23 protein-coding genes are annotated in these 26,244 nt (G+C 70.7%); 8 read left to right on the top strand and 15 right to left on the bottom strand.

Translation table 11 applies throughout. The annotated features are described in order from the left end of the window. The first annotated feature begins 46 nt into the window (after positions 1 to 46). The 3 genes from CVO96_RS05800 to pnp all read left to right on the top strand — a co-directional run bounded on the left by CVO96_RS05800 (position 47) and on the right by pnp (position 5,887). Positions 47 to 1,861: a S8 family peptidase gene (locus CVO96_RS05800; protein ID WP_103311342.1), complete on the top strand. Its 1,815-nt coding sequence runs from the start codon at positions 47 to 49 to the stop codon at positions 1,859 to 1,861. Positions 1,862 to 1,893: 32 nt separating this feature from the next. Beyond that, positions 1,894 to 3,162 carry an alpha/beta fold hydrolase gene (locus CVO96_RS05795; RefSeq protein ID WP_103311340.1) on the top strand — a complete coding sequence of 423 codons (1,269 nt, stop codon included), beginning with the start codon at positions 1,894 to 1,896 and terminating at the stop codon, positions 3,160 to 3,162. Between the two features lie 553 nt (positions 3,163 to 3,715). Next, positions 3,716 to 5,887: a polyribonucleotide nucleotidyltransferase gene (gene pnp, locus CVO96_RS05790; RefSeq protein ID WP_103311337.1), complete on the top strand. Its 2,172-nt coding sequence runs from the start codon at positions 3,716 to 3,718 to the stop codon at positions 5,885 to 5,887. A gap of 22 nt (positions 5,888 to 5,909) precedes the next feature. Here the strand turns inward: pnp and CVO96_RS05785 are convergent, their stop codons facing one another. From CVO96_RS05785 to CVO96_RS05770, 4 genes are all read right to left on the bottom strand, one after another. Beyond that, positions 5,910 to 6,587 (bottom strand): transposase, encoded by a 678-nt coding sequence (locus tag CVO96_RS05785; protein WP_279326991.1) that lies wholly within the window; start codon positions 6,585 to 6,587, stop codon positions 5,910 to 5,912. Further along, positions 6,485 to 6,973 carry a winged helix-turn-helix domain-containing protein gene (locus CVO96_RS05780; RefSeq protein ID WP_103310445.1) on the bottom strand — a complete coding sequence of 163 codons (489 nt, stop codon included), beginning with the start codon at positions 6,971 to 6,973 and terminating at the stop codon, positions 6,485 to 6,487. Before CVO96_RS05780 ends, CVO96_RS05785 begins: the two co-directional genes overlap by 103 nt. 86 nt (positions 6,974 to 7,059) lie before the next feature. After that, positions 7,060 to 7,341, bottom strand: coding sequence for a hypothetical protein (locus tag CVO96_RS05775; RefSeq protein ID WP_103311334.1), 282 nt, complete (start codon positions 7,339 to 7,341; stop codon positions 7,060 to 7,062). A 42-nt stretch (positions 7,342 to 7,383) separates the two neighbouring features. Further along, entirely contained in the window at positions 7,384 to 9,888 is a 2,505-nt protein-coding gene (locus CVO96_RS05770; RefSeq protein ID WP_103311332.1) for a transglycosylase domain-containing protein, read from the bottom strand. 203 nt (positions 9,889 to 10,091) lie between these two features. Between CVO96_RS05770 and ttcA the strand changes: the two genes are divergently transcribed. Both ttcA and CVO96_RS05760 read left to right on the top strand, forming a co-directional pair. Further along, positions 10,092 to 10,985 carry a tRNA 2-thiocytidine(32) synthetase TtcA gene (ttcA, locus tag CVO96_RS05765; RefSeq protein WP_103313319.1) on the top strand — a complete coding sequence of 298 codons (894 nt, stop codon included), beginning with the start codon at positions 10,092 to 10,094 and terminating at the stop codon, positions 10,983 to 10,985. A gap of 54 nt (positions 10,986 to 11,039) precedes the next feature. Further along, positions 11,040 to 11,645, top strand: a complete 606-nt coding sequence (locus CVO96_RS05760; RefSeq protein ID WP_103311330.1) for a DUF998 domain-containing protein — start codon at positions 11,040 to 11,042, stop codon at positions 11,643 to 11,645. 25 nt (positions 11,646 to 11,670) lie between these two features. Here CVO96_RS05760 and CVO96_RS05755 read toward each other — a convergent pair whose 3' ends face one another. The 5 genes from CVO96_RS05755 to CVO96_RS05735 form a co-directional block, all read right to left on the bottom strand. After that, positions 11,671 to 12,312 (bottom strand): class I SAM-dependent methyltransferase, encoded by a 642-nt coding sequence (locus tag CVO96_RS05755; protein WP_103311328.1) that lies wholly within the window; start codon positions 12,310 to 12,312, stop codon positions 11,671 to 11,673. A 184-nt stretch (positions 12,313 to 12,496) separates the two neighbouring features. Then, positions 12,497 to 13,843 carry a flavin monoamine oxidase family protein gene (locus tag CVO96_RS05750; protein WP_103311326.1) on the bottom strand — a complete coding sequence of 449 codons (1,347 nt, stop codon included), beginning with the start codon at positions 13,841 to 13,843 and terminating at the stop codon, positions 12,497 to 12,499. Between the two features lie 68 nt (positions 13,844 to 13,911). Then, complete coding sequence (locus CVO96_RS05745) at positions 13,912 to 14,541, bottom strand: LysE family translocator (protein WP_103311324.1); 630 nt, start codon at positions 14,539 to 14,541, stop codon at positions 13,912 to 13,914. A gap of 85 nt (positions 14,542 to 14,626) precedes the next feature. Then, positions 14,627 to 15,310: an SDR family oxidoreductase gene (locus CVO96_RS05740; RefSeq protein WP_103311322.1), complete on the bottom strand. Its 684-nt coding sequence runs from the start codon at positions 15,308 to 15,310 to the stop codon at positions 14,627 to 14,629. Positions 15,311 to 15,346: 36 nt separating this feature from the next. Next, positions 15,347 to 16,585 carry a M24 family metallopeptidase gene (locus CVO96_RS05735; protein ID WP_243398180.1) on the bottom strand — a complete coding sequence of 413 codons (1,239 nt, stop codon included), beginning with the start codon at positions 16,583 to 16,585 and terminating at the stop codon, positions 15,347 to 15,349. Positions 16,586 to 16,942: 357 nt separating this feature from the next. Between CVO96_RS05735 and CVO96_RS05730 the strand changes: the two genes are divergently transcribed. Continuing rightward, positions 16,943 to 17,857 carry a DUF1266 domain-containing protein gene (locus tag CVO96_RS05730; protein WP_103311319.1) on the top strand — a complete coding sequence of 305 codons (915 nt, stop codon included), beginning with the start codon at positions 16,943 to 16,945 and terminating at the stop codon, positions 17,855 to 17,857. A gap of 12 nt (positions 17,858 to 17,869) precedes the next feature. On the opposite strand, the gene CVO96_RS05725 is transcribed toward CVO96_RS05730, so the two are convergent. Then, the gene (locus CVO96_RS05725) at positions 17,870 to 19,513 is read right to left on the bottom strand and encodes a DUF4153 domain-containing protein (protein WP_103311317.1); all 1,644 of its coding nucleotides are present in this window, start codon (positions 19,511 to 19,513) and stop codon (positions 17,870 to 17,872) included. A 113-nt stretch (positions 19,514 to 19,626) separates the two neighbouring features. Between CVO96_RS05725 and CVO96_RS05720 the strand changes: the two genes are divergently transcribed. Continuing rightward, the gene (locus CVO96_RS05720) at positions 19,627 to 20,007 is read left to right on the top strand and encodes a hypothetical protein (protein WP_243398179.1); all 381 of its coding nucleotides are present in this window, start codon (positions 19,627 to 19,629) and stop codon (positions 20,005 to 20,007) included. Between the two features lie 94 nt (positions 20,008 to 20,101). Here CVO96_RS05720 and CVO96_RS05715 read toward each other — a convergent pair whose 3' ends face one another. From CVO96_RS05715 to CVO96_RS05695, 5 genes are all read right to left on the bottom strand, one after another. After that, a complete protein-coding gene (locus CVO96_RS05715; RefSeq protein WP_103311313.1) occupies positions 20,102 to 20,773 on the bottom strand; it encodes an amino acid ABC transporter permease in 672 nt (223 codons plus the stop codon). An 89-nt stretch (positions 20,774 to 20,862) separates the two neighbouring features. Continuing rightward, entirely contained in the window at positions 20,863 to 21,636 is a 774-nt protein-coding gene (locus CVO96_RS05710) for a transporter substrate-binding domain-containing protein (protein ID WP_103311310.1), read from the bottom strand. Positions 21,637 to 21,829: 193 nt separating this feature from the next. Then, positions 21,830 to 23,068: an MFS transporter gene (locus CVO96_RS05705; protein ID WP_103311308.1), complete on the bottom strand. Its 1,239-nt coding sequence runs from the start codon at positions 23,066 to 23,068 to the stop codon at positions 21,830 to 21,832. A gap of 7 nt (positions 23,069 to 23,075) precedes the next feature. Continuing rightward, positions 23,076 to 24,086, bottom strand: a complete 1,011-nt coding sequence (gene arsN2 / locus CVO96_RS05700) for an arsenic resistance N-acetyltransferase ArsN2 (RefSeq protein ID WP_103311306.1) — start codon at positions 24,084 to 24,086, stop codon at positions 23,076 to 23,078. Then, positions 24,087 to 24,578 (bottom strand): MarR family winged helix-turn-helix transcriptional regulator, encoded by a 492-nt coding sequence (locus tag CVO96_RS05695; protein ID WP_103311304.1) that lies wholly within the window; start codon positions 24,576 to 24,578, stop codon positions 24,087 to 24,089. It lies immediately after the preceding gene. A 189-nt stretch (positions 24,579 to 24,767) separates the two neighbouring features. Here CVO96_RS05695 and nhaA point away from each other — a divergent pair, with 189 nt between their 5' ends. Next, a complete protein-coding gene (nhaA, locus tag CVO96_RS05690) occupies positions 24,768 to 26,081 on the top strand; it encodes a Na+/H+ antiporter NhaA (protein ID WP_103311302.1) in 1,314 nt (437 codons plus the stop codon). The last annotated feature ends 163 nt before the right edge of the window (positions 26,082 to 26,244 follow it).

Here is a 26,244-nt window from a genome sequence, read left to right as displayed (position 1 = left end):
GCGTTCACGGCTCATCTGGCTCGGCTCACCAGTCCCGGGGGGGAACATGGCAGACGAAGCGCACGAGGAACGGCTGCAGGACGAGGTATTGGACGCGCTGGTCGAGCGACTGGCGGAGAATCCGGCGCTGCTCAGGGCGCTGGCCGAGCGGATCGTGCGGCGCCGGGCCATCCTGGACGAGCTCCGGGAGGTGGTGGCTGAGGCTGGGGGTGCGCCCACAGAACCTACGGCCCAGGCGCCGCCCCGAACCAGGGCCGCCCTCGAGAGCGAGGCTCAGCCCCAGCCTCAGCCACCGCCCGAGGCGCGGCCGGAGCCGGCCGGCGCCGCAGAGGGACGCCGGGGCCCGGAGCGCGTCTCTCCTCAGGAGGTGCTCGACCGCTCGGTGATCTCCACCGCCCTGGCCGATCAGCTGGCCCGCGACCGCGCCGCCGGCCGCACCCAGGCCTTCCCGGTCATCATCGACCTGAACCTCTCGCACGCGGGCATGGTGCAGGACACCAACGACCAGCTCACCGCGCTGATCGAGTCCCATCTGCCCGGTGTGCAGGTCAACCGCAAGAAGGCCCGGCGGATGCCGCAGTACGTGTTCGCCCGGATGACCGAGGCGGAGCTGCGGCAGCTCGTGAAGCTCGATCTGGGTCAGGTGCCCGAGACCGCAGGGGCTCCGGGCAGCGTGGAGGGCACGCAGGCGGGAAGGCTCATCCACCGCATCTGGCCGGATTTCCGGATCAGGGCCGGGCTGCACCGCACGGGCGCGACCATCAAGGCCGAGGCGGCGCGGGTGGCCTTCGCGGCGGCGGGGCAGGACATCGTCTGGGCGGTCATGGACTCCGGCATCCAGGGCGACCACCCGCATTTTGCGCGCTGGCACACGCTGGAGGTCGCGCCGCTGGAGCACGTGAGCCTGCTCGACGGCGACGACCAGCCGCTGACCGACGAGTGCGGCCACGGCACACACGTGGCGGGCGTGATCGCCGGGGAATGGGTGCCCGACGTGCCCCCGCCGCGCGCCGGCCGGGGTCAGCCGTGCCAGCGCCCCTTCGTGGCCCGCGTCGCCTACCGCGAGGGCCACGAGGACGAGGACCTCAAGTACCGGCCGCTCTCGCTGGAGCGCATCAGCGGCATCGCCCCGCGCACGAAGCTGGTCAGTTACAAGGTGCTCGACGCGGGCGGCGACGGCGAGGTCAGCAACCTGATGGCCGCCATCGCGGACGTGCAGGAACGCAACGGCTACGGCAAGCTGCTGCAGATCCACGGGGTCAACATCTCCATCGGCTATCCCTTCGACCCCGAATGGTTCGCCTGCGGGCAGAGCCCGGTGTGCATAGAGGTCGACCGGCTGGTGCGCTCGGGGGTCGTGGTGGTGGTGGCGGCCGGCAACTCGGGTTACGGCACCATCGCCAGCAAGCTGCTCGGCCCGGTGTCGACCAGTCTGGCCCTGACCATCAACGACCCGGGCAACGCCGAGCTGGCGATCACCGTGGGCGCGGCGCACCGCGAGTCCCCGCACACCTACGGCGTGTCGTACTTCTCCTCGAAGGGCCCAACCGGCGACGGGCGCCTCAAGCCCGATCTGGTCGCGCCGGGCGAGCGCATCCTATCGTGCGCGGCGGGCCAGAAGCGACAGACCATGCGCGACAAGGGTGCCGACGCCGACTACGCCGAGGACAGCGGTACCTCCATGGCGACCCCGCACGTCTCCGGGGCCATTGCCGCCTTCCTGTCGGTGCAGCGCGAGTACATCGGGCGGCCCGACGCGGTCAAGCGCATCCTGATGGACACCGCCACCGACCTGGGGCGCCACCGCGACTTCCAGGGCAAGGGCATGGTGGACGTGATGCGCGCCATCCAGTCGGTCTGAGAAGATCGGAGCACAGCCAGCAGGGGGGACACATGCAGATCGCCGGCTTTCCCTACCAGACCGTGCAGTTCGACCGGCGGGGCGCCCCCGTCGCGCGGGCCGAGGTACAGGCCGCCCAGGATCAGGTGCTCGCCCACGACCTGAGCGACCTGCTGGTGCTGGTGCACGGCTGGAACTCCACCATCGACTCGGCCCTGGAACGCTACACCCACTTCCTGAAGGTCGCCCGCCCGCTGCTGGACGGCGAACTGCGCCCCGGCTTCCAGGGCCGGCGGCTGGGCGTGGTGGGGATCGTGTGGCCCTCCATGCGCTTCGCCGACGCCCTGCAGATTCCCGGCGGGGCCGCCAGCGCCGACCTGCGCCCGCTGCTGAAAGAGGAGCTGGAGGCCGCCCAGGCGCTCTTCGCCGATGCTCCGGACAGCCCCATCCCGGCCGCGCTGGAGGAGCTGCGCCGCAACCTGGCCGTGCTGGAAGACCGGGGCAGCGTGCGCCGCAGCTTCCTGAAGGCGATCCAGGCCCAGCTCCACGCCAGCGCCACGCAGCACCAGGAACCGGGCATCCCCGACAAGAACCTGAAAGACAGCCGGGTCAAGGATCGCCTGAGTACCCCGGTGCGGGGCGTGGTCGCCGGGGACGTGCAGGGACACGCGGCGGGCACGCTGTTCAACGGGCCGCTGCAGGTCTTCCGCAACCTGCTGAACCTGACCACCTACTACGAGATGAAAGACCGTGCCGGGCAGATCGGCCAGACCGGCGCACGCGGCCTGCTGCGCGACCTGCGCGCGGTTCGCCCCACGCTGCGGCTGCACCTGATCGGCCACTCCTTCGGCGGCCGCCTGATCAGCGCTGCCGCGCGTGGCCCCGACGGCGACCCGCCCCTGCCCATCGATTCGCTGCATCTGCTGCAGGCCGCCTTCTCGCACTACGGTTTCGGTGAGGCGCGCCCACCGGCCCCTGAGGGCTACTTCCGCCCGGTCGTGACCCAGGCGCGGATCAGCGGGCCGCTGCTGGTCACGCATACGAAAAACGACCTCGCGGTGGGGCTGGCCTACGCGGTCGCCTCGGCGCTGGCGGGGCAGAACGCCTCGGCCATCGGTGACCGGAGCGACCTGTACGGCGCCATCGGCTCCAACGGCGCGCTGAACGCCGGCGCGGTGGAGATGACGCTGGGGAACGACACGCCCCTGGACTTCAGGCCCGGCCGGATCTACAACCTGCACGCCGACATGATCCCGAACCACGGCGACGTGGAGCAGCCGGGCGTGGTGCGCGCCGTGCTGCATGGGGTATTGGCGGGGTGAGAGAGAGGTATGGCGGAGTGTGTGGGGTGGGGTGTTTGATGGCGCTGTGGGCGACTCCTCTGCTTCGCAGCTGTACCAGCCAGTCACCTTCGGTGCCAGCTCCCCTCCCTCAGGGCTCTACGAGTTGGGGGGAGCCAGGAAACCGCGTGATGTTCAGTCTTTCCTTGGCTCCCTTCTCAACGCTCGATGTGAAATGCGAACGGAGTCGTCCTGATCACCGCCTTTTCTCCCTCCCTCCGTGTGGGGGACTGGGACAGCTCGCAGAGAGGGTTGGGGACTTGAACAGCTGCGAAGCAGAGGGGGGTGGCGGGCGCAGCTCGCCCTCGTACTGGACGCTCATTTCTCATCCCGTGTCCGTTGCCGCTTCTTCTCATTTCACATCAGACGTTCTAAGGGGAGTTGGCACCGAAGGTGACCGGCTGGTACAGCTGCGGAGCAGAGGGGTCGTCCGCCGCTCAAACGCTCCCGGCAACTCCCTCGACCTCACGCCTCCCCGCCGCAGCGCCATATCGCTCACCGTGTTTCCCCGGGCCTGCGGGATAGACTCGTACTCATGATTGGAAAAACGTACACCACGATGCTTGGCGACCGGGAACTGAGCATCGAGACGGGCAAACTGGCCAAGCTGGTGGCTGGCTCCGTGACCCTGCGCTACGGCGACACCATGCTGCTGGTCACCGCGCAGGCCCGTGAGGAACGCTCCTCGCTGGACTTCCTGCCGCTGACCGTGGAATTCGAGGAACGCCACTACGCCGTCGGGAAAATCCCCGGCTCCTTCCACCGCCGCGAGGGCCGCCCCGGCGAGAAGGCCATCCTGGGCGCGCGCATCACGGATCGCCAGATCCGCCCGCTGTTCCCCAAGGGCTACCGCCAGGAAACGCAGGTCATCATCACGGTCATCAGCGCCGATCAGCAGAACCTGCCGGACGTCCTGGGGCCGATCGGCGCCTCGGCGGCCCTGAGTATCTCCGACATCCCCTGGGGCGGCCCGACCGCCTGCGTGCGCGTGGCCCAGCTTGACGGCCAGTACGTGCTCAACCCCACCGTGGAGCAGCTCTCGCGCAGCCGCATGGATCTGGTCGTGGCGGGCACGAAGGACGCCGTGATGATGGTGGAGGCCGGCGCCCAGAGCGTCTCCGAGGAGGATCTGGTCGGCGCCATCGAGTTCGCGCACGCCGGCATGCAGGGCGTGATCTCGCTGATCGAGACCATGCGCGCCGAACTGGGCCAGGAGAAGTTCAACCATCTGGCTCTGGCCGATGCCGATCTGAGCACCGACATCGTGCCCGAGCTGGCCGAGAAGGCGCTGGCGGGCGGCCTGAAAGACGCCCTGCTGACCGCCGGCAAGAAAGACCGCTCGGCCCGCACCAAGGCCCTGCGCGACGCCATCATCGCCGGCTACGAACCCGACCCCGCCGCCGAGGGCGCCAAGGAGCGCATCACCGCGCTGAAAAACGCCTTCTACAAGGTCGAGAAGCAGGAGCTGCGCCGATTGATCGTGGAAGACGACCTGCGCGCCGACGGCCGCAACTCCAAGACCGTGCGCCCCATCTGGATCGAGGCGCGGCCCCTGCCCCGCGCGCACGGCAGCGCCATCTTCACGCGCGGCGAGACCCAGGTGCTGGGCGTGGCGACGCTGGGCACCGAGCGCGACGAGATCATGGTCGACGACCTGACCGTGGAAGACAACGACAAGTTCATGCTGCACTACAACTTCCCGCCGTACTCCACGGGCGAGGTCAAGCGCATGGGCGGCCAGTCGCGCCGCGAGATCGGCCACGGCAACCTCGCCAAGCGGGCCATCCGCGCGGTGCTGCCCTCCTTCGAGGAGTTCCCCTACGTGATCCGCATCGTGGGCGAGGTGCTGGAATCCAACGGCTCCTCGAGCATGGCGACCGTCTGCGCCGGCACGCTGGCTCTAATGGACGCGGGCGTGCCGATCAAGGCGCCGGTGGCGGGCGTGGCGATGGGCCTGGTCATGGAAGGCGAGAAGTACCGCGTGCTGACCGACATCCTGGGTTCCGAGGACGCGCTGGGCGACATGGACTTCAAGGTCTGCGGCACTGCCGAGGGCGTCACCGCCCTGCAGATGGACATCAAGGTCGGCGGCATCACCCCCCAGATCATGCGCGAGGCGCTGGCCCAGGCCCGCGACGGCCGCCTGCACATCCTTGGCAAGATGGCCGAGGTGCTCGCGGCCCCGCGCCCCGAACTCTCGCCCACCGCGCCGCGCATCGTGAGCCTCAAGATCAACCCCGAGCTGATCGGCAAGGTCATCGGGCCCGGCGGCAAGCAGATCCGCGAGCTGGAGGCCATGGGCGCCCAGATCACGGTGGAGGAGGACGGCACGGTGCGGATCTTCAGCGCCGAGGCGTCGTCGGCCGAGGCCGTGAAGGCGAAGATCGAGGGGCTGACCCGCTCAGCCCAGGTGGGCGAGGAGTTCGACGGCACGGTGGTCAAGACCGCGCCCTTCGGCGCCTTCGTCAACCTGTTCCCCGGTCAGGACGGGATGCTGCACATCTCGCAGATGTCCGAGGAACGCGTGAACGCCGTCGAGGACGTCATGAACGTGGGCGACCGGCTGCGCGTGAAGATCGCCGGGATCGACGACCGGGGCAAGATCGACCTCGTGCGCCCCGAGCTGGAGGGCAAGATCGCTCCGCGGGCGCCGCGCGAGCCCCGTTCCGGCGGCGACCGGGGCGGCCGGCCCCCCCGCCGGGACTGAGACGAAGGGCTATGATACCGGACTAACATGAATTCAGGGCATGGCGTATCCAGGGGAAAGCGGTCAGCGACTGCACTTCGGACGGTGACGCCATCAAGCGCTGGCACTCGTGGCTCAAGACGTCTTGCACGTCATCCAGGGTCGTGAAGGTTCGGTTCGCCAGGGGACGCTTGACTCGACCGACCAGCGGTTCTGCTGGGGACAGCTCCGGGGTGTAGGGGGGAAACGTGACCAGCAGCATCGTGGGGGGCACGGTCAGCTGCGGGCTGGTGTGCCAGCCCGCACCATCCAGCAACAGCACGATGATGTCCCGCCCAGTCGGATTCACCGCATCGTTGAAGGCCGCCAGGGCCACCTGCATGACCGCCGTGCTCACTGTCGGCAGGATCAAGAAGTCACTCGTGCCGGTGACCGGTTCCACGAAGACATAGACGTAGAGCCACTGGAACCCCCGATGCTGCACCGCGATGGGTCGCTGGCCGACCTTGGCCCACACCCGCATGAGCACAGGTTTGAGCCCAGCGCGGCCTTCGTCCTGAACAAACAGGCGTACCCGCTGGTGCGGGTACGCTGCCTGCGCCGTGCGCAATGTTTGGGCTACTTTTTTTTGAACGCCGCCTGCACGTCTGGATCGGCCGCCAGATGGTGACGGGGACGTGGCAGCTGCACACTGAACCCCAGGCGTTTGAGATACCCCCACGCACACACCTCGGTGATCGCCACCGCAAAGTGCTCGTAGATGTACGCCTGGGCGGTGCCGCTCGTCCACACCCCGCCCCTGGGCGGGGTCTCCATCAGCGCCTCCGAGAGCTGCCGCTGCTGATCGGGGGTCAGGGCGGGGTCGGAGTGGTTGTCCTGACGTTTGTCGCGCACCGCCTCAGGGCCGTGCTGGTTGTATCGGCGCACCAGGGTGCTGATGGTGTTGCGGTTGTACCCCGTGGCATCAGCGATCTGGCGCGGGGGATACCCTTTGGCTTTAAGCCACAGGATGTGCCAGCGGGAGCGTTCGACCGGACGGTGGGCCGATCGATACGACGCTTCAAGTTCCGTGACGGTTCGGTACGGGTGCAGTGGCAGCGTGTCCATGCTTGCAACTCATCTTAATCCCGTATGAGCTGTGGGCTATGGGTTGAATGCTCATGGCTCATGGCTCATAGCTCATAGCCCCATCTTCAGCGCCCCAGCACCCGCAGCAGCGTCAGGCCCGTGCCCACCATGCCCGCCGCCAGCACCACCAGCAGGGCATACAGCGGGGCGCCCAGCACCACCAGCCAGATCAGCAGGCCCACGCTCAGCGCCTCCGCGACCATGCCGGGCACCGAGAGGCCGGAGATGGGCGGGGCCGAGGGCGACCCGCTTCCCCGCTGGCCCATCAGCGACCGGCCCAGCAGCAGGCCGCCGCCCAGGGCCAGCGCCGCCGCGAGCATGGTGAGCAGCCACAGGGTCAGGGTCATGGGAGCAGTGTACCGGGCGTGCTGTGCGTCCTGGGCCGCGCCTCAGTTCAGCGGCGGAATCTCGTTGTCCAGCGGCGCGGGCTCCGGCGACACCGGGGCCGGATCGGGCTCCGGCGTGAGCACCGGATCGGTGGGCGGCGCCTCGGGGCCGTCCGGCGGGCCGGCGGGCGTGGGCGGAAGGGCCTCGGTGGGCGGATCGCCGGTCGCCGGATCCTGTACGGGGGACAGCGGCTCTGCGTCCACGGGGGCCGCGGGCAGCGCTTCGGGCGGCGCAGGAAGCTCCTCGACCGCCGGAACCGTGGCGTCGGTCGCCGGGTCTGTACCGGTCTGATCTGTACCGCTCTGATCCGACCCGGTCTGGTCGGCGCCGGTCTGCTCCACCGGGACGTCGGCCCCCGTGACCCCCCCGACCTGCTCGGGGGGCGTGTCGGACAAGTTCGCCGGGCCTGAGTCCGGCACGGGCTGGGGCGCCGGGGCGGGCGCGCGGTTGCGGCGGCTGAAGAAGCCCCCGCCGCCCTGGCCGCTGCCGTCGCGGGCCACGGGTTCCTGGTCGGCCTCGGCGCTGCGGAAGGCCATGTTGACCTGGCGCACCACCCGGTAGGTGATGCCCTGGGGTTCCTGAAAGGTCGCTCTGGGCTGACCTTGCAGGGCGCCGGAGACCGCCTGCTGCCAGATGGGCGTGGGCACCTCGCCGGAGTAGGCCCACTGGGGCAGCGGGCCGCCCGCCTGCTTGCCCACCCAGACGGCTCCCGCGACCGTCGGCGTGACCCCCGCGAACCACAGATCCTTGATGTCGTTGGTGGTGCCGGTCTTGCCCCCCACGTCCACGCCGGGAATCTGCGCGCGGGTCGCCAGGCCGCCCTGGGCGGGGGTCAGGTCGTTCACCACGCCGCGCAGCATGTCCAGCCCCAGCCAGGCGGTCTGCGCGTCCCAGACGCGTTTGGGGGTGGGGGCGGGGCGGGTGTAGAGCACCTGACCGCGCCCGTCCTCGACCTTGCGAACCAGGCTGGGCGCGTAGTAGAGGCCGCCGTTGGCGAAGCTGGCATACGCGGCCGCCATCTGCAGCGGGCTGGCCTCCAGCGTGCCGATGGTCAGCGACAGGCCGCCCTCGGCGGGGGGCGTGAAGCCCAGCTCGCGCAGCTTGGTCTCGAAGGTGGGCACCCCCAGTTCCTGCCCGATCCGCACGGTGGGCAGGTTCAGCGAGTGGTCCAGCGAATAGCGCATGGTCACGTACCGGCCAGTCCAGCGCCCGTCGTAGTTCTGGGGCTGGTACTCCGAGCCCACCAGGGGCGAGTCCAGCACGGTGTCGCTCTGCTTCCAGCCCCTCTGCAGCGCCAGGGTATACAGCAGCGGCTTGATGGAACTGCCGACCTGCCGCCGCGCCTGGGTGGCGTTGTTCCAGTCGCTGGCGCGCCCGCCCGTGAGCTTCTGGCCCACCAGCGCCAGCACCTCGCCGCTTTGCGGGCTCACCAGCGCGATCCCCAGGGTGGCGCCGTCCGGCAACTCGGCGTTCAGGCTGGCCTTCTCGGCCGCCTCCTGGGCCGCCACGCTCATCCCGGTGAAGACCTTGCCGCCCCCATACAGCGCTCTGCGCCCGATGACCGGCAGCAGTTCCTTCTCGACCGCCTGCAGGTAGTGCTGGTACGGAAAGCGCTGCGCGCTGCGGGCCTCGAAGGTGTTGATGTTCTCCTGCAAGCGCTCCGGGCGCTCCAGCGTGGCGGTTCTCAGGGTGCCGTCGTCGTTCCAGCCGATGCGCCAGCCGGCCGGGTAGATTGGGGTCTTCCAGGCGGCGTTCGCCTCGGCCTGCGTGACCCGGCCGTCCTCGACCATGCGCGCGAGCAGGTCTTTCATCAGCGGGCGGTAGGCCTTGAAGTCCTTGTAGCGCCGGTTGGGCGCCGGGATGATGGTCGCCAGATACACGCTCTCGGCGAGGTTCAGGTCGGCGGCGTTCTTCCTGAAATAGGCGTGCGCCGCCGTGCCCGCGCCGATGATGTCGCTGCGCCCGCCGTCGCCCCAGTACACGACGTTCAGGTAGGCGCCCAGGATCTTGTTCTTGTCGAAGTTGCGGTCGAGCTGATAGGCCAGCACCGCTTCCTTGAACTTGCGCTCGGGGGTGCGGGCGCCCTGCAGATCGGCCAGCAGGGTGTTCTTCACGACCTGCTGGGTAATGGAGGAGCCGCCCTCCAGATCGTTTTTCAGCAGCCCCTTGAGCAGCCCGCGCGTGATCCCGATGTAGTCCACGCCGTGGTGCTCGAAGAAGCGCCGGTCTTCACTGGTCACGACCGCCTTCTGCAGCCAGGGGCTGACGCTGCCCAGCCCCAGCAGGTTGCGGTTCACGCTGCCCGAGGAGCTGAGGCTGGGGGTCAGGGTGCCGACCAGGGTGTTCGTGCGGTCGTACACGCGCGTCTGACCGCTGAACTCCAGCACGTCCAGATCGCTCACACTGGGCAGGTCGCGGCCCCAGGCCCACCATAGGCCGCCCGCCCCACCGGCCCCCAGCATCAGGAGCACGCCCAGTCCGGTGAAGAATCTCCCTGCCGTCCTCATCCGGCCCACTCTAGCCCAGTCCCATGTGAGCTGCCCGGACGGGGCACACGGTCTGGTGGGGGGCAGGGGGGAGCAGCCATGTCAGGCCGGAGTATGCGCGGCGGGGCGCGCCGGGGCGTCCACCCTAAGCATGACGCGGGCCGGGCCACTCACACGGAACTGTTAGAATGACCCGCTGGGACGACGTTCCTGGCCCCCTGACCATGACCCAGCCTGCCCCGACTCCGCCACCCCGCCCGGCCGACCCCGCCCGCCTGCTGCGGCCCATCGTGAAGGGCGCCGCGCAGGCCATCGCCGATTACCGCATGATCGGGGACGGCGACCTCGTGATGGTCTGCCTCTCGGGCGGCAAGGACTCCTACACGCTGCTGGACGTGCTGCTGCACCTGCAGCGCAGGGCCCCCATCGACTTCGGGATCGTGGCGGTCAACCTGGATCAGGGGCAGCCGGGCTTCCCCGCCCACGTGCTGCCGGGGTATCTGGACGCGCTGGGGGTGCGTTTCGAACCCATCCGGCAGGACACCTACTCGGTCGTGAAGGCGAAGACCAGGCCGGGCCAGACCACCTGTACGCTGTGCAGCCGCCTGCGCCGGGGCGCCCTATACGCGCAGGCCACCCGCCTGGGGGCCACCAGGATCGCGCTGGGGCACCACCGCGAGGACATCCTGCAGACGCTCTTCCTCAACCTGTTCTTCGGCGCCCGCCTGAAGGCCATGCCGCCCAAACTGCAGTCCGACGACGGCCGGCACGTGGTGATCCGCCCGCTGGCCTACGTGCCCGAGAGCGAGATCGTGGCCTACGCCCAGGCCCGCGCGTTCCCGATCATCCCCTGCGACCTGTGCGGCGCCCAGCCGAACCTGCAGCGTCAGGTGGTGGGCGAGATGCTGCGCGGCTGGGAGCGCGAGCATCCGGGCCGTCTGCAGAACATCCTGCGGGCGCTGGGCCAGGTGAGCCTCAGCCACCTGCTCGACCGCGCGCTGTACGACTTCGCGGGCCTGAGTGTGTCGCCGCAGGAGGGCGACCGGGCCTTCGATGGCGACGAGTTCCCCGAAAAAGAGTTCCTGGCGGGGCTGGACGAGATGGAGATGCTGGGCTGAGCAGAATGGGCTGGGCAGAGGCCAGGATGCGCGTTCAGGGACTAAGCTCAGACCATGCAGACTCGCCGTGTCCGGCAGGCCCTGGGCGCCGGGGTCGCCCTGCCGCTGGTGTATTTCGGTGTGCAGGCGCTGGCCGCGCCCTTCTACCCGGAATTCAGTCTGGTCGGCACGACCGCCAGCGACCTGGGCTCGCCGCAGTCGCGCCTGCCGGGGGTGCTGAACGCGGGGGCCCTGCTGTGCGGCCTGCTGGGCCTGGGCGCCGCCGCCGGCTACGCGGGGGCCCTGCGCCGCCTGCGGGTGGGGATCTGGCCCACCGCGCTGCTGGTCGTGGCCCTGGTGCTGGGCGCCCTGGGGAACCTCTGGGCCGGCACGTTTCCGCAGCCCGATCCCCGACATGCCCGCAACCCCTTCACGCCCGGACTGCTGCTGACCCCGCCGCTGCTGCTCTGGGCGCTGTGGCGGCCGGCACCTGCCGCGCTGCGCTGGTTTCTGATCCTCGCGCTGCTGGCCCTGGTCGCCCTGGCCGCGGTGCTGTCGGGAATCCTGCCCGTGGATCGCGCGGGGCAGGACGGGCTGTGGCAGCGCCTGCTGGGCGTGGTCGTCTTCGTGCCGCTGGGGCTGGGGGCCGCCTGGCTGCGGCGCGCGCTGGATGGGCCCTGACCGGGGCACCGGGCCCCCGAGTGCCTCAGGCTGGCCCGGCGTAGGTCTGCAGGTACGCCCAGGGGTTGCCCTGGCGGCCGAGTGGCCGCAGCCCCGCCTCCCGCGCCCAGCGCTCCACCGTGCCGGCCCGCACGTACTCCGGGCCGAAGAACTCCTCCCCGATGACCACGCGACCGCCGGGCCTCAGCACCCGCCGGCATTCGCGCAGCGCGTCCACCGGCCGGGGCACTTCGGTCAGCACCGAGATCAGCACGACCACGTCCAGGCTGGCGTCGGGGCAGGGCAGCGCCGCCAGGTCGCCCTGCAGCAGCGTGACGTTGCCCAGTCCGGCCGTTTTCCGGGCCGTCTGGGCCAGGTAGCGCGGCTCGATGTCCAGCGCGCTCAGGTGGGCGCAGTGGGCGGCCAGCGCGGGCGTGAACAGGCCCGAGCCGCAGCCGGCCTCCAGCACCTCGTCGCCTGCGCGCAGGGCGCAGGCGGCGGCCAGCCGCTCCGGGTCGCGGTAACTGCGGCGCCAGGGGTTTTCCAGCAGCCACGCCCAGCCGTAGGGAATGGGGCGGGGCCAGCGCCGGATCCACAGCCGCAGGCCAAGCTGGGTCAGCACGAGGCCGGTCAGCAGGGCGGTTAGCAGCGGGCGGCCGGGCGAGCGCAGGGGGATCGGGGCGGCCATGTCTGCCTCCGTGGAAAGAATGCGTTCGGACGCTAAGAAAAATCCGCCCTCTCAGGCGGTGATTGGGAAAATATAGCGCGCTATGCAGCCTGGGTCAACCTATGCATCCGGAAGCCGGGTGGATGTCGGCAGATTCAGGGAAGCGAACCCTCTGGGACGGTGAAGGTCGGTCTCTCCAGGGCCATCATCCTTCCCTGTCCAGCACCTCCCGCGCGGCCCGCTCGCCGCTCTCCACCGCGCCGTCCATGTAGTTCATCCAGATCCGCGCGGTCTCGGCGCCCGCCCAGTGCAGCCGGCCCACGCTTTCGCGCAGCGCCGGGCCGTAGCCCGTCCAGACGCCGGGGCCGAACAGGGCGCCGTAACAGCCGCCGCTGTGGGCCTCGGCCGCCCAGTCGCGCTGCACGGTCTCCAGCGGGCGCAGGGCCTGATCTCCGAACAGCCGGGCCAGGGAGTCCAGCGCGGCCTTCCGGCGGGCCTCCTCGTCCAGCTCCATCAGCTCGCGGGCGTGCCCACCCTCGATGAAGCCCAGCAGGATGCCCGGCGTGCCCTGGGGCGGCGAGTTGTCGAAGGTCACGGTGACCGGGCCGGTGTCGCTGATCGCCAGGCCGCTCAGGCCGGCGCTCCGCCAGAAGGGGCGCTCGTATACGGCCATGAATTTGATGACGGCGCCCATTGGGAGGCGCTGCTGAAGCTGGGCGCGGCGGGCGGGCAGGGGAGGCTCAAAGGCCACGCCCGACCACAGGGCCGGCGGCACCGCCAGGATGGCGTGCGCGGCGCGGTGCCTGCCCTGCGGCGTGTGCAGGGTCACGCCGGAGTCGTCCTGCCCGACGCGGCTCACGGGGCTCTCCAGCCGCACATCCTCCAGCCCGTCCGCGAGGCGCTGGGCGATGGCCTGGGCGCCGCCCAGCACGCGGTCCTGCAGGGCGTGGCCGCGAACCAGGGTGTGCCCGTTGATGCCGCCGCCATGCGCGGTGTAGGTCAGCGCATGCAGCAGGCTCATCTCGGCGGGGTCGGCGCTGAAGACCGCTCCGGCGTACAGGCGCATCAGCGCGCGGGTCTGCGCGGTGCGGGCGTGGCGGGTGATCCAGGTGTCGAAGGTCTGGGCGTCCAGTTCGGCGGCGCCGGGGGCCGTCCAGGGGGCGCCTGGCGGAATGGTGCGCGAGAGGGCCAGGAAGCGGCGCTCCAGCAGGGCGTAGTCGGCCAGCACGGGCACCGGCAGCGGCGGGATCAGCCCCCTGTACCTCAGCATCCGGCCGCCCAGCCGCGCCAGGTTCTGCCCCTGGTCATGGGTGGGGAAGGTCTCCAGGCCCAGCTCGCCCAGCAGGGCCATGATGTTCGGCTGGTTGGGCCCGACCCACTGCCCGCCCACGTCCACGCTGACGCCGGTGACCGGCAGCCGGAGGGTGTGCGTGCGCCCGCCCACCCGGTCACGTGCCTCGAGCACCCGCACGCGCCGGCCCGCCTGGGAGAGCCGCCGGGCCGCGGTCAGACCCGCGAGGCCGGCGCCGACCACGATGACGTCCGTGTCCATAGTCCAGCGTAGACCGGCGAGGGGCCCAGGTGGGCCGCAGATGCGTGAGGGCCGGGGCCCTCCCGCGTCTAGCCGTGCCCGACCGTGGCCGTGCCCACGCCCAGCGCGATGTAGACGCCGCCCGTGACGTACTTCTGGCGTCGGGCAAACACCCGGTTGCCCTGCAGCCGCCGGCCCACGCTGCCCGCCAGCAGCGCGTAGGTACCGTCGCTGAGGGTCGCCAGGGCCAGGAACAGCGCCCCCAGCGCCAGGGTCTGCGGGGCCACCGGGCCACGCGCCGGATTCACGAACTGCGGCAGGAAGGCCAGGAAGAACAGCGCCGTCTTGGGGTTCAGGGCGTTGACCAGCGCGCCCTGCAGGAACACCCGCCCCAGCGGCTGCGCGGGCGGGGTCGGCAGCTCGGCGCTCCCGTCGCGGCCCAGCAGGGTGCGGACGCCCAGATAGATCAGGTACCCCGCCCCGACGACCTTCAGCGCCGTGAACAGCAGCGCCGACGACATCACCAGCGCGGAGACGCCCACGGTGGCCGCCAGCACATGCACCAGTCCGCCCGTCTGCACCCCCAGCGCCGAGACCAGCCCAGAGCGCCGCCCCCCCTGCAGACTGCGCGCCACGATGTACAGCACGCTGGGCCCCGGCACCAGCAGCAGCGCCAGCGCCGCGGCCGAGAAGGTCAGGAGGGTGGAGAGGTCAGGCATGGGGGCCGCCTCCGGCGGCGTTGATGGTCAATAGTTGATCGTTGATGGACAGAGCCTTGACCATCACCCATCAACGATCATCCATCTACTTTTCCTCGTCCGGAAACACCTTGATCTCGGTGATGTGGGCGCGATCCGGGCGGGTCAGGGTATGGGCCACCGATTTGGCGAGGCCGCGAGCGTCGATCATGGTTTCCCACTTGAGGCCGGCGTCGCGGTTGGCGGGCGTGTCGATGGCGCCCATCGGGTACAGCACGCAGCCGCGCACGCCCTTGGCCTTCAGCTCGTCGTGCAGGCTGAGCACGTAGGCGGCGACGGCCGCCTTGCTGGCCGTGTACAGCGCCGCCCGGGGGCCGCTCATGCGGGCAGCCTGCCCGGCGCTGACGCCCATGATCAGGCCGTCCTTGCGCCTGAGCATGTGCGGCAGCACGCCCTGAACCGCGTGGAACAGGCTGAGCATGTTGGCGTCGAACATCGCCCGCAGGTCGTCGGTGGTGGCCTTCTGCGCGTCCTGCATGGCGAAGGCGCCGACCGTGTGCACCAGGATGTCCACCTTGACCTTGCGGAGTTCCTCCACGCTGGCGGGGTTGGTCAGGTCGAGATCGAGCACCTCGGTGGCGGGGAAGCGGTCGGTGGCGCGCTCCAGGGCCTCGCCGCGCCCGACGAGCACCATCTGGGCGCCGGCGTCGTCGAGTTCCTGGGCAATGGCGGTCGCCAGGGCGCCACCGGCGCCGGTCAGCATGACTATCGAGGAGCTGAGGTTCGCCATGCCTACAGCCTAGCCGCAAGTGGGCTTCAGGAAGCCTTATGACCCGAGCGCGGCGCGGCGTACCTGCGCCCAGTCGCCGCTGCCCAGCACGAAGGGCCGCGCCTGCACCGGCGTCGTGACCTCCGGGCCGCCCGGGGCCAGATAGATGTTGACTTCACTGCGGATGCCGAAGCCCCGCGCGGCCGGGTAGGTGCCGGGCTCCACGGTCACGCCCAGGCCGGGCGTCAGGGCGCGGGTGTCGTGGGTCTCGTAGTCGTCGAGGTTGGCGCCCGCCCCGTGGATCTGCACGCCCAGGTCGTGGCCGGTGCGGTGCAGGAAGTAGGGGCCCCACTCGTCGCCCATCGTGTCTCTGGCCGCCCGGTCGAGCATCCAGCCCTGGATGCGGCCCCAGCCATCCTGCGCGTGCATGCGGCGAAGGCGTTCCAGCGCGGCGTCGCGCGCCCGGCTCACCGCCGTCCAGGCGTCCAGATATTCGGCGCCCGGCTCTCCAGCGAAGCCTACCCAGGTCACGTCGGCGAAGGGGCGGCCCGGCTCCTGCGCCCACAGGTCGATCAGCACGCACTCGCCCGCCCTGAGCGTGGCGTTCAGCTCGCCGCCCGGCTCGTAATGGCTGTCGGCCGCGTTCACGCCGAAGCTCACGTTGACCGGGTGCCCGGCGTCCATGCCGGCGGCCGCGATACGCTCCATGATCACCGCCTGGGCGTCGAGTTCGGTCACCGGCCGCCCGGCCTTCAGGCGGTCGTGGATCAACTCGTAGGCGGCGTCCTTGGCGGCCATCAGCACGTCCACGGCGCGGCGGTGCGCGGCCAGATCCTCGGGCGACCACACCAGGAAGGCCTGCAGCAGATCGGCGCTGGTCACGATCTCTGCCGCCCCCGCCGCACGCACGCGCTCCAGCGTCCCGGCGTCCACGCGGCTCACGTAGGGCACCTCGCCGTTCGGGGAATACTCCATCGCCAGCCGCTGCCCGGCCACCACCCGGCCCAGCGCGGCGTCCAGCTCGCCGTGCGAGCCGAAGGGCCGTAACTCGGCGTCCCAGCCCTGGGTGATGCTGCGCCAGGTGCCGCCCTCGATGTGGTTGTGCAGCACCACCGCCTGTCCCGCACGCGGCACCCACACGAAGAACCGCCGGGTTAGGAAGGCGCCCGTGGGCAGCCCCAGCACGGTCGCGGCGTGCGGGTTCAGGCCCCGGAAATCGTAGATCAGCCAGCCGCCCAAGTCGGTGGAGGCCAGCGCCTGCTGCATTCGCTGGATAGGGGAAGTTGCTGAGGTCATGGACGCAGGGTAAGGGACGGGACGGAACAGGGGAGCGCATGGCCTACAGCTGCAGGCCAGGGCAGAGTCGAATGCACTGCTGTGTGCGGCTGGGCTGTGGGCGACCCCTCTCCTTCGGAGCTGTACCAACCAGTCTGCTTCTCAGCCAGCTCCCCTTAGAAGGGAGCCAGGAAGGACGTGCCAGCCGCGCTTTTTCTCCTCTCTCTTTTAAGGGTGAGGCGGCCCGGAGGGGTGGACTCGCAGAGCTGCGAAGCAGAGGGGTCGTCCACAGCCCAGCCGTCAAATGCAGGGCGTTTAACGTTGCAGCCACTCCTCACCCTCGCCCGCTTCGCTCGCCTGGGCCTGTTAGCCTGAACCATGTCCTTCTGGAATCTGGTGTTGCCCCTGCTGGTGGGCCTCGGGCTGGCCGCGCTGTGGTGGATCGGCAAAGCGGTGATCGAGGGCGGGCGCGAGGGCCTGAAGGAAGCGGGCGAGGAACTGGCCCAGGAGAAGGCGGCGAAAGACGCGGCGGCGGCAGAGGCGGCCCGGCAGCACCAGGAGGCGGTCGAGGCGGCGGCCCAGGCCCTGAGCCCCGCTGACCGCTTCGCCCTGAACCTGCGAGCGCCCTTTACCGAGGTCTGGACGGACATCTTCGAGGATCTGCAGATGGGCCGCCCACTGGAGATGTTCTACCGGCTCACGCCTCCCGCCGGCAAGGAATCGGAGCTGAGGGAGTCGCTGGATGAGGGCTGGGACATCATGGATCACGCCTCGGCCATGTCCAGTCTGGCGTGGCTGCTGGGCGGGGGCCACCGTTCCCAGTACGCGCTGGTGCGCGCGGCGGTGCTGGCCGGCGAGCCGCTGCCCGAGCTGAAGCGGGAAGCGGGCGTGGTGCGCCGGTGGGAGGCCCAGGTGGGTGAGGTCGGCGCCCTGGCCTTCGATCTGGCGCGGGCGGTGGACGTGGCGGCGCAGTCGTGCGCGCTGGGCTACCTGAGTGAAGCGCAGTGCTGGAAGATCCTGAACCAGTGCCGCCAGATGGTTCTGGACGGCTTTCCCCGGCCCAGCGGAGAGGAGAACGCCGGCTGGGCGCTGTACGGCCAGAGCTTCCTGGCAGGGGCCGAGTTCTGGAAGTCGGGCGGTCTGGTGGATGGGGCGCGCAATAAGCGATATGTCAAAGGGATTCAGTGGCTACTGGAGAACGCCGACAGCCCCTGGCGCCGTGATCCCTGGCCTGCGGACGGGACGGTGCTGGCGGGCCGGAGCGCGGAGGTCGCGCCCACCTCGCTGAATTGAGGGCGTGAACCGTCAGTCCAGGGACGGGTGGCTGGATCGGTCTCCAGACGGGGAGCGCGGCGGCAGCGTCTGTACCAGCGAGTGCGCGCGGGCATAGGCGAGGTTCCAGACGCGGGGATCGCGGGGGGCGTCGTAGCGGTCGTGTAGTTGGTCGATCACCCGCTGCCGGGCGCGGGGGTCGGCGCAGTCCTCGGCCGGGCCGCAGACGCGGGCCAGCGTGTCCAGGTTCGCCACGATCATGGGCACCGAACCCGGCCCCAGCCTAAGGAGTTCCGCGACGTCTGCCCTCTGGGGCTGCGAGCGTAGGGCGTTCGTGGTGCCGGCCGTCTGCCGCGCGATGTTCACGCGGGCGATCAGTGCAGCGGGGTCAAGCGCCGTGGTGCCCAGCAGCGTGGCGCAGCCCAGCAGCAGCGCGGGGAAGGCGAAGCGCCGCACCTCGCCCCGCCACAGCGCCCAGGTCAGGCCCGCCAGCGCCAGCACGACCCAGACCAGAAAGGCCGCGCCCAGCACGCGGATCTCGCTCAGACCGTAGGCCTGGGTGTAGAGCTGCCAGCGGTTGGCGGCGCTCAGGATCACCAGCGCCAGCGGGGCCAGCACGGCCAGATTCAGCAGGCGGTAGGGCAGCCCCGCGCGCACGTCCGGGCGGGTCAGGGCGAAGGCGCTCAACAGCAGCATGAGGCTCAGGAAGGCCACGGTCATCAGTTCGCCGAAGCCTTTGCGGATGTATTCGGCAAAGGTCAGGCCGTCCGGCAGGGTGCCGCCGCTCAGGAAATAGGGAAGCTGCGTGAGCACGAACACCACGAACAGGGCCGAGAGCGCGCCCAGCGGCAGCCCGACCTCGATCAGCCCCAGGCGCGGCAGCACGATGCCGGACGGAGGGAAGGGCGTGGGGCGCAGGGCCATCAGCGCGGGGTAGAGCAGCCCGCCCATCAGCGCGGCCCACCAGACCAGGGTGAAGGTGTGCTGGATCAGGCCCGTCATCTGCCAGTGCAGCAGCCCGGCCAGCAGCTGCCCGAAGCCCTGATCCGCGCGGCCCAGCAGCCCCCCGAACACCAGCAGCACCGGCAGGGTCAGCGCCGCCCCGACCACCGCGCGGGACAGGCCGGTGCCGCGCGCCACTTGCAGGCGGGCCCAGGGAAAGCGTTCCAGCAGGGCCAGCGGCCCGTAGATCAGCCGCAAGGCGCCGCCCAGAGTCGCGCCGACCATGCCCCACACGCCCGCACCGCTCAGCCCCGGAAAACGCAGGAAGGCCGCGCCCAGCAGCAGGCACAGCCCCAGCGCCAGCGCGTTCAGGAACCCCAGCGTCTCCGGCACGCCGCGCAGCGTGAAGCCCACCCCGAAGGCCAGCGCCGTGCCCAGCAGCAGCAGCCCCTCGGGGGAGGGCGTGGCGGGGGGAAAGGGCTCGGCGGACGGCAGATCACTGGGTCGGCGCCGCAGCCCCCACAGGGCCACGCCCGAGAACAGCAGGATGATCAGCGGCAGGTTCAGCCCCGCCGGCCCCGCGCCCCGGGTCAGCCCGTGCGCCGCCACGGCCAGCCCCAGCGCGAGCCCCAGCGGCAGCGCCCGCTTCGCCGGACGGGGCAGGGTGTGCGCCGTGGGCGGGGCGGGGGTCAGGAGGAGGGGGCCTGCGCTGGAACCGGACGCCTCGGAGGTCATGCCCGCACCTTAGGGAACCGTGTCCGGGGCGGCGTCCGCCTTAAGAGGGAGCGGGCTCACGTTCCGGGGCGGGGAAGGGCAGGCGTCTGCGCAGGACGGATACACTCGGCCCCATGCCGTCTGTGGAACCGACCGTGGAACTCAGCGCAATCACCGTTCGGCGGCGCCGCCTGCGGCCTTTCATCGACTTCGGGGCCTTCTTCCTGTTCTTCGGCATCTCCGGCACGGATCACGGCCGCGAGGAACGGATGCGCCGGCGCTTCGAGCAGGAGTTCTATGCGAACGTCGTCACGGCCACCCTGCGCGGCTCTGTGGAACCCGGTCGCTACCGCCTGGAGGGGCTGCCACAGGACGCCAACCGGCGCGGGTGGACGGTGGACGCGGGCGGACGGGCCACGGGCGACCTCAGCGACGACGGACTGGCGGAACTGCGCGCCTGGATGGCGCAGGGGAAGCGTCGGGTGGAGCCCGTCCCGCTCGAACCCGGCACCTGAGAGGGACTCCGCTCAAGGCCCGTCGGTCTGGGGTTCGACCGGGGCTCGCAGAGCGGCGAAGCAGAGCAGAAGAAAGGACGGACTCCATACGACCTCAGCCGCCCCGCGCGAAGCGGCGTTCCAGCACGCGCTGCACCACTTCCAGCAGGGAGCTGATGGCCCAGTAGATCAGCGCGGCGGCCAGGTACGGCCCGAAGGGCTCGAAGGTGCGCGCGATCACGAGCTGGGCGCTTCTGAGCAGCTCCACCACCGTGATCACCGAAACCAGCGAGGTGTCCTTCACCAGCCCGATCAGCGTGTTGCTCAGGCTGGGCAGCGCCACCCGCGCGGCCTGCGGCAGCACGACCAGCCGCATGGTCTGGGACGGATTGAGGCCCAGGCTGGTGGCCGCCTCGCGCTGGCCTCTGGGGATGCTCAGGATGGCCGCCCGGATCGTTTCCGAGAGGTAAGCGGCGGCGTTCAGCGTCAGCGCGATGATCCCCCCCGCGACCGGATTCAGCGTGATCCCCAGGCTGGGCAGGCCGTAGTAGATGACGAAAATCTGCACCAGCAGCGGCGTGCCCCGGATGAACGACACGAACAGGCTGCTGGCCCCGCGCAGGCCCGCGAAACGCGAGAGCCTTGAGAGGGCCACCAGAAAGCCCAGCGGCAGCCCCAACAGCATGGCCGCCAGCGCGTAGCCCAGCGTGACCGGCGTGGCCGCCAGCAGGGTCGGCAGGGCTTGCACGGCGCTCTGCAGCACGAGTTGAAGCTGTTCGGTGTTCATTCCCCCTCCGGGCGGCACATGAGCTCTGGGCTATGAGCTCTGAGGAACATCCTCTCTGCTCATAGCCCAGAGCTCATAGCTCACAGCCCTCAGGGTTTGCTTACATCCTGCCCGAACCACTTGCGGCTGATCTTGGCATAGGTGCCGTCGGCCTTGATCTGTAGCAGGGCGCGGTCGATGGCCGTCTTCAGGCCGGTGTTGGTCTTCTTGACCGCGATGCCCACGGGCTCGGGATCGCCCACTACGCCCGCGCCGCGCACCGGCAGGTTCTGGGACTTGATCAGGTATCCCACCAGCAGGCGGTCGTTGTATGCGGCGTCCAGGCGCCCGGCGGCGAGGTCGGCCAGGTATTCGGGGGCGCCGGGATAGGTCACGACGTTGATGCCGCCCGCGTCGCGCAGCTGCTTCTCGAAGTTGCTGCCCAGACCCACGCCCACGCGCTTGCCCTTCAGATCGGCCAGGCTCCCATACGCCGCCCCGGTCTTCTTGACGATGATCTGCGGCGAGGAGTACGCGTACGGCGCGCTGAAGCCGATGCTCTTCTGCCGCTCGGCGGTGATCCCGACCTGATTGACGATCACGTCGTACTTGTTCGCCTGCAGCCCGGCCAGGATGCCGCTCCACTCGGTCAGCACGAACTCGGCCTTCAGGCCCAGCTTGGCCGCCACCGCGCGGGCGATGTCCACGTCGAAGCCGGTGAGCTGGCCCCTCTCGTCCTTGTAGGTGAAGGGCGCGTAGGTGCCCTCCATGCCGATCTTCAGCGTGCCCTTGGTCAGCGTGGTGGGGGCGGCGGCGAGGCTGGTGCTGCCCAGAGTGGCGGTGCTCAGGGCGAGGGCGCCCCGCAGGATCAGGTGTCTGGTCATGAGTCGTACTCCTTGGGAACGGGGGGCGGTCGTCTGCTGCCCACAATGGTTTAAAAGTATACAAAACTTGTCAACTTGAGATGAGCAGGGCCCACGCCGTTCATTCATCCTGAAGTCAGCTGGGGGTCAGCGGGGCCGGCGGACGCTCGGATGCGTGTGGGACGGCATCGCTGTGCCCTGGTGTAGCGTCCGCTCACTCCGCAGGGGCAGTTGCCAGCGTGGGTCGGCGCACCGGCCGCAGCGTCCACGCCGCCCAGCCGGCCAGGCCGGCGCACAGCAGCAGGGGCGCGTGGTAGTCGCCGCTCAGGCTGAACAGCGCCCCCATGCCGAGCGGCGTGAAGGCCTGGGCCAGATTGACCGGGCGGGCCAGCCGGCCGTTCACGGTGCCGAACTGCTCCGGCGGGAAGTGCTGCGCCAGCAGCTCCGCGCGGGCCAGCGTCAGGGCGCCGTTCGCCATCCCGAAGACCAGGATGCCCAGCGCGGCCGGCGCCCAGGGGGCGGTGTCCGGCCCGGATGGCTGAGAGCCCAGCAGCGCGGCGGCGCCGGCCATCGCCAGCAGCAGGGCGGCCGTCAGCGGCCCGCTGCCCAGGCGGCGCAGCAGCGGCAGGAACAGCAGGCGGCCGGGCAGGGCGGCCAGACCCATCAGCCCGGTCAGCGCGGCGGCCAGGGCCGGCGCATGGCCGGCGGCCAGCAGCGCGGGCACCAGTTGCAGGCCGACCCCCACGGAGGCGATCCGCGCCGCCGTGAAGGCCAGGGCCAGCCGCTGGAAGGTGGCGCCGGGAGCGTGCAGGGCCGCTGCGTCCTGAACGGGCGGCGGACTGGGTGGGGGCGAGCCGGGTCGAAGGGGAGCCCCGGCGGGCAGCGCCAGCCAGCACGCCATCCCCGCCAGGGCCAGCAGGCCACTCAGGCCCAGCAGGGCGCCGTCCAGCCCCACCCGGCCCAGCAGCCACATCGTCAGCGGCACGAAGACCGTGCTGGCGAGTCCGGCGACGAGGGTCACGGTCAGGGTGGCGGCGCTGCGCCGTTCGGGGGGCAGCGCCTGGCGGAGCACGGTGAAGGTCGCCTCGTAGAAGCTCAGGGCCATCGCCAGCCCGGCCAGCGCCCAGGCGGCCAGGAACAGCCCGAACGGCAGGTGCATGGTCAGCGCCGCCAGGGCCAGCGCCCCCAGCAGCGCCCCGCCGCCCAGCAGGCTCCGGCCGCCCCGCCGGTCCAGGCGACGTCCGACCAGGGGGGCCGCCAGCGCGGTCACCAGCAGCGCCCCCGTGAAGGCCGAGGACGTGTGCAGCCGCGTCCAGCCGCGTTCCTGCTCGGTCGCCAGCGCCAGCAGCGGCTGGGCGTAGTACAGCGCCCCGTAGCCCACGGTGCTCAGCCCGGCCAGCGCCCAGACCGCTGCCCCGTGTTGGCGGAGCCTCTCCGGGTGGCGGCGGAGCATCGCCGGCTCAGCCGAGCTGGACGGGGCTCTGCGGCGCGCAGCAGCCGGTGTCGGGCGCGCAGGCGTCGGCTCCGGCCTGTGCTGCCCCGGCCTGGGCGCTGGCCGGCGTCCCGCAAGCGTCCTGGGCCTTGCACTGCACGCCCGGTGTCCGCAGGTGAACCACCACCCGCTCCAGCTGGGCCTCGACCCGCAGCACGTGGTACTGCAGGGCGGGGGAGAGGGCGTTGCCGTACTCAAAGCGCACCTCGGCCTCGCCCTTTACCGGGATGTGCCTCGCCACTCGGTCGTAGATTGCCAGGAACTTGCGGGTGGACATGAACCCGGCCCGCGCCTCCTCGGCGCTGCCGTCCATCAGCTGAATCACCGTTTCGCGCCAGGCCGCCGCCCTGCCGCCGCAGTCCATCGCCTCGATGGTGACCGCCTTGATCTCGGTGGTGTGGTAGCCGGGCGGCACCAGGGGCCGGCCCTCCAGCCAGAACTCCAGGGGCCGCTGGGGCGCCGCGCGCAGGGCGTCCAGCAGGTCGGCGGTGCTCAGGCCCTCATTCAGGCCGGGGATGGGCTGGACGGGTGCGGGCGCAGTGTTCGCGGGCATGGGGATCTCCTCCAGGGGCAGGTGCATCAGCGTGGCGGACTCGGGGCAGACGCCCTGGAACTCGGGCGAGGCGTTCAGGGCGGCGGGGGCCAGGGACCGCGGCCGGGGCTGGAAGCCGAAGCGGGGGAAATAGCCGGCGGCGGTCGTGGTCAGCAGGTAGAGGTCGCCCAGACCCTCGTCGCGGGCGCGCTGGATGATGTGCTCCACGAGACGCCGCGCCACTCCCCGCGAGCGCTGCTCCGGCCGCACCGCCACCGAGCGCAGCAGACCGACCCTGCCGTGAACCTCCAGCCCGGCCAGCGCGACCACTTCACCGTCCTCTTCGGCCACCACGAAGCCCTCCGGCTGCACGCCCACGGTGGGCAGGTTCAGTGACCTCAGCAGGGCCTGGGTAGCGCCCAGGTCAGTGGACGTCAGGGCACGCATTCAGCTCTCTGGGGCGCAGCAGGTGAGAGCGTCCGGGCCGTTTAGCTCAGCCTGCAGGGCGCCTGCCAGGGCAGCAAGCAGCCGCACCGCCTGGGGCCGATCCGCCGGGCCCAGCCGGGAGAGCACCCGCGCGGCCTGAGCGTTCAGGGTGTCGTCCAGCTCACGGGCGGCGTCCCGGCCTGCCTCCGTCAGCTCCAGCTGCAGCGCGCGGCGGTCGCTGGGATGCGGGGCCTTCACGATCAGTCCCTGCGTGACCAGATCGTCGGTGCTGCGGCTCAGCCAGGCTTTATCAAGGTTCAGGGCGCGCGTGAGGCCGCTCAGGGTCTGCCCGCCCCCACGCCGCAGCGTGGTCAGAATGGAGCACTGGGTCGCTGAGTTCACGTCGCAGCAGGCGAAGTTCTGCTGCTGCAGCGTGGAAAAGAGCCGGGTCACGGAGCGCAGGAGTTCGCCGGTCGTCTGCTCGGTCGTATTGTTGTCCGTGACAACGGTCATGGCACCACGTTAAGCTCGGGTGAGGATCGTTGTCAAGAGCAACGACTTTCGGCGACCGGTGACCCGTGCTAGACTCCTTCCAAAGAAGGCCGTGTGAGCGGCCGGTTCCAGCGACCATACGCTGACCTGGTGGAGTCCGCATGTCGGGCTCCATCCTGTTTATGTCCCCCCGTCTTCCCAGGAGGTCTCATGTCCCCCCCCACTCCCGCCGCCTCGCCCTTCGCCCGCTTCGTCCAGAGCGAGGCCTTCGCCGGCCTGCTGCTGGTCTGCACCGCCCTGATCGCCTTCGTCTGGGCCAATTCCCCGGCGCAGGGGGCCTACCAGACCCTGCGCGAGACCTATCTGACCCTGAGCCTGGGAGACGCCCGCCTGGGGCTCTCGCTGGAACATTGGGTCAACGACGGCCTGATGGCGGTGTTCTTCCTGCTGGTGGGCCTGGAGATCAAGCGCGAACTGCTGATCGGGGAACTCGCCTCGCGCCGCCGCGCCACGCTCGCGGCCTGCGCGGCGGCGGGCGGAATGCTCGTGCCGGGCAGCCTCTACGCCCTGCTGAACGCGGGAGGCCCCGGGGCGGCCGGCTGGGGCGTGCCGATGGCCACCGACATCGCCTTCGCGCTGGGGGTGCTGGCGCTGCTGGGCTCGCGCATTCCGCTGGGCCTCAAGGTCTTTCTCACCGCCCTGGCCATCGTGGACGACCTGGGCGCGGTGCTGGTGATCGCGCTGTTCTACACCTCGGATCTGAACCTGGGCGCGCTGGCGCTGGCGGCCCTGACCTGGGGCGCGGCGCTGCTGGCGGGCCGCCGGGGGGTCTCCAGCCTCAAGGTGTACGGGGTGCTGGGGGCGCTGCTGTGGGTGTTCGTGCTGCAGTCCGGGCTGCACGCCACGATCGCCGGGGTGCTGCTGGCGCTGGCGATTCCCATCCGCCGGCCTGAACCGGCCGGCTACCTGGCCTCGCTGACGGACGCCGCCCGGCCCGGCCGGGGCGAACAGGTCGGGGCCCGCCTGCGTGACCTCGAAGACCTGCTGGAACGCGCCCAGAGCCCGCTGCACCGCCTGGAACACGCCCTGCACCCGGTGGTGACCTTCGCGGTGCTGCCGGTCTTCGCCCTGATGAACGCGGGGGTGACCGTCACGGCCGGCGGCCTGGGAACGATCTCTCTGGGTATCGTCCTGGGGCTGCTGCTGGGCAAGCCGCTGGGGGTCGTGGGGGGCGCCTGGCTGGCGGTGCGCCTGGGGGTCGCCTCCCTGCCCCGCCGGGTGACCTGGCCGCAGATGGTGGGCGCCGGTATCCTGGCCGGCATCGGCTTCACCATGAGCCTGTTCGTGTCCAATCTGGCCTTCGAGGGCGGCGCGCTGCTGACCCAGGCCAAGCTGGGCATCCTGATCGCCTCGGTGCTGGCGGCGGTGCTGGGGGCCGGCTGGCTGCTGGTCGTGAGCCGGAGCGCCCCCGCCGGCGCCGGGGCGGCAAGAGGCATCCGGGCGAAAGAAGATGGGACGGCCTGACGGAACGACGCGCCGGAGCCTGACCCGCCTGCCGTTCCATGCCTGTCGCCGCCGGTTCGGTATTGAGCGGTCTCTCACCTGCCTGTCATTTCCCTTATGATGGGCAGATGACAGGGCCACAGCTCCCAGGTTCCGGAGCCTGACCAGCGGCCTTCAGTCGCCG

This window comes from Deinococcus koreensis (assembly GCF_002901445.1).
GTDB classification, from domain to species: domain Bacteria; phylum Deinococcota; class Deinococci; order Deinococcales; family Deinococcaceae; genus Deinococcus; species Deinococcus koreensis.
This window is presented reverse-complemented; position numbering and strand designations above follow the sequence as displayed.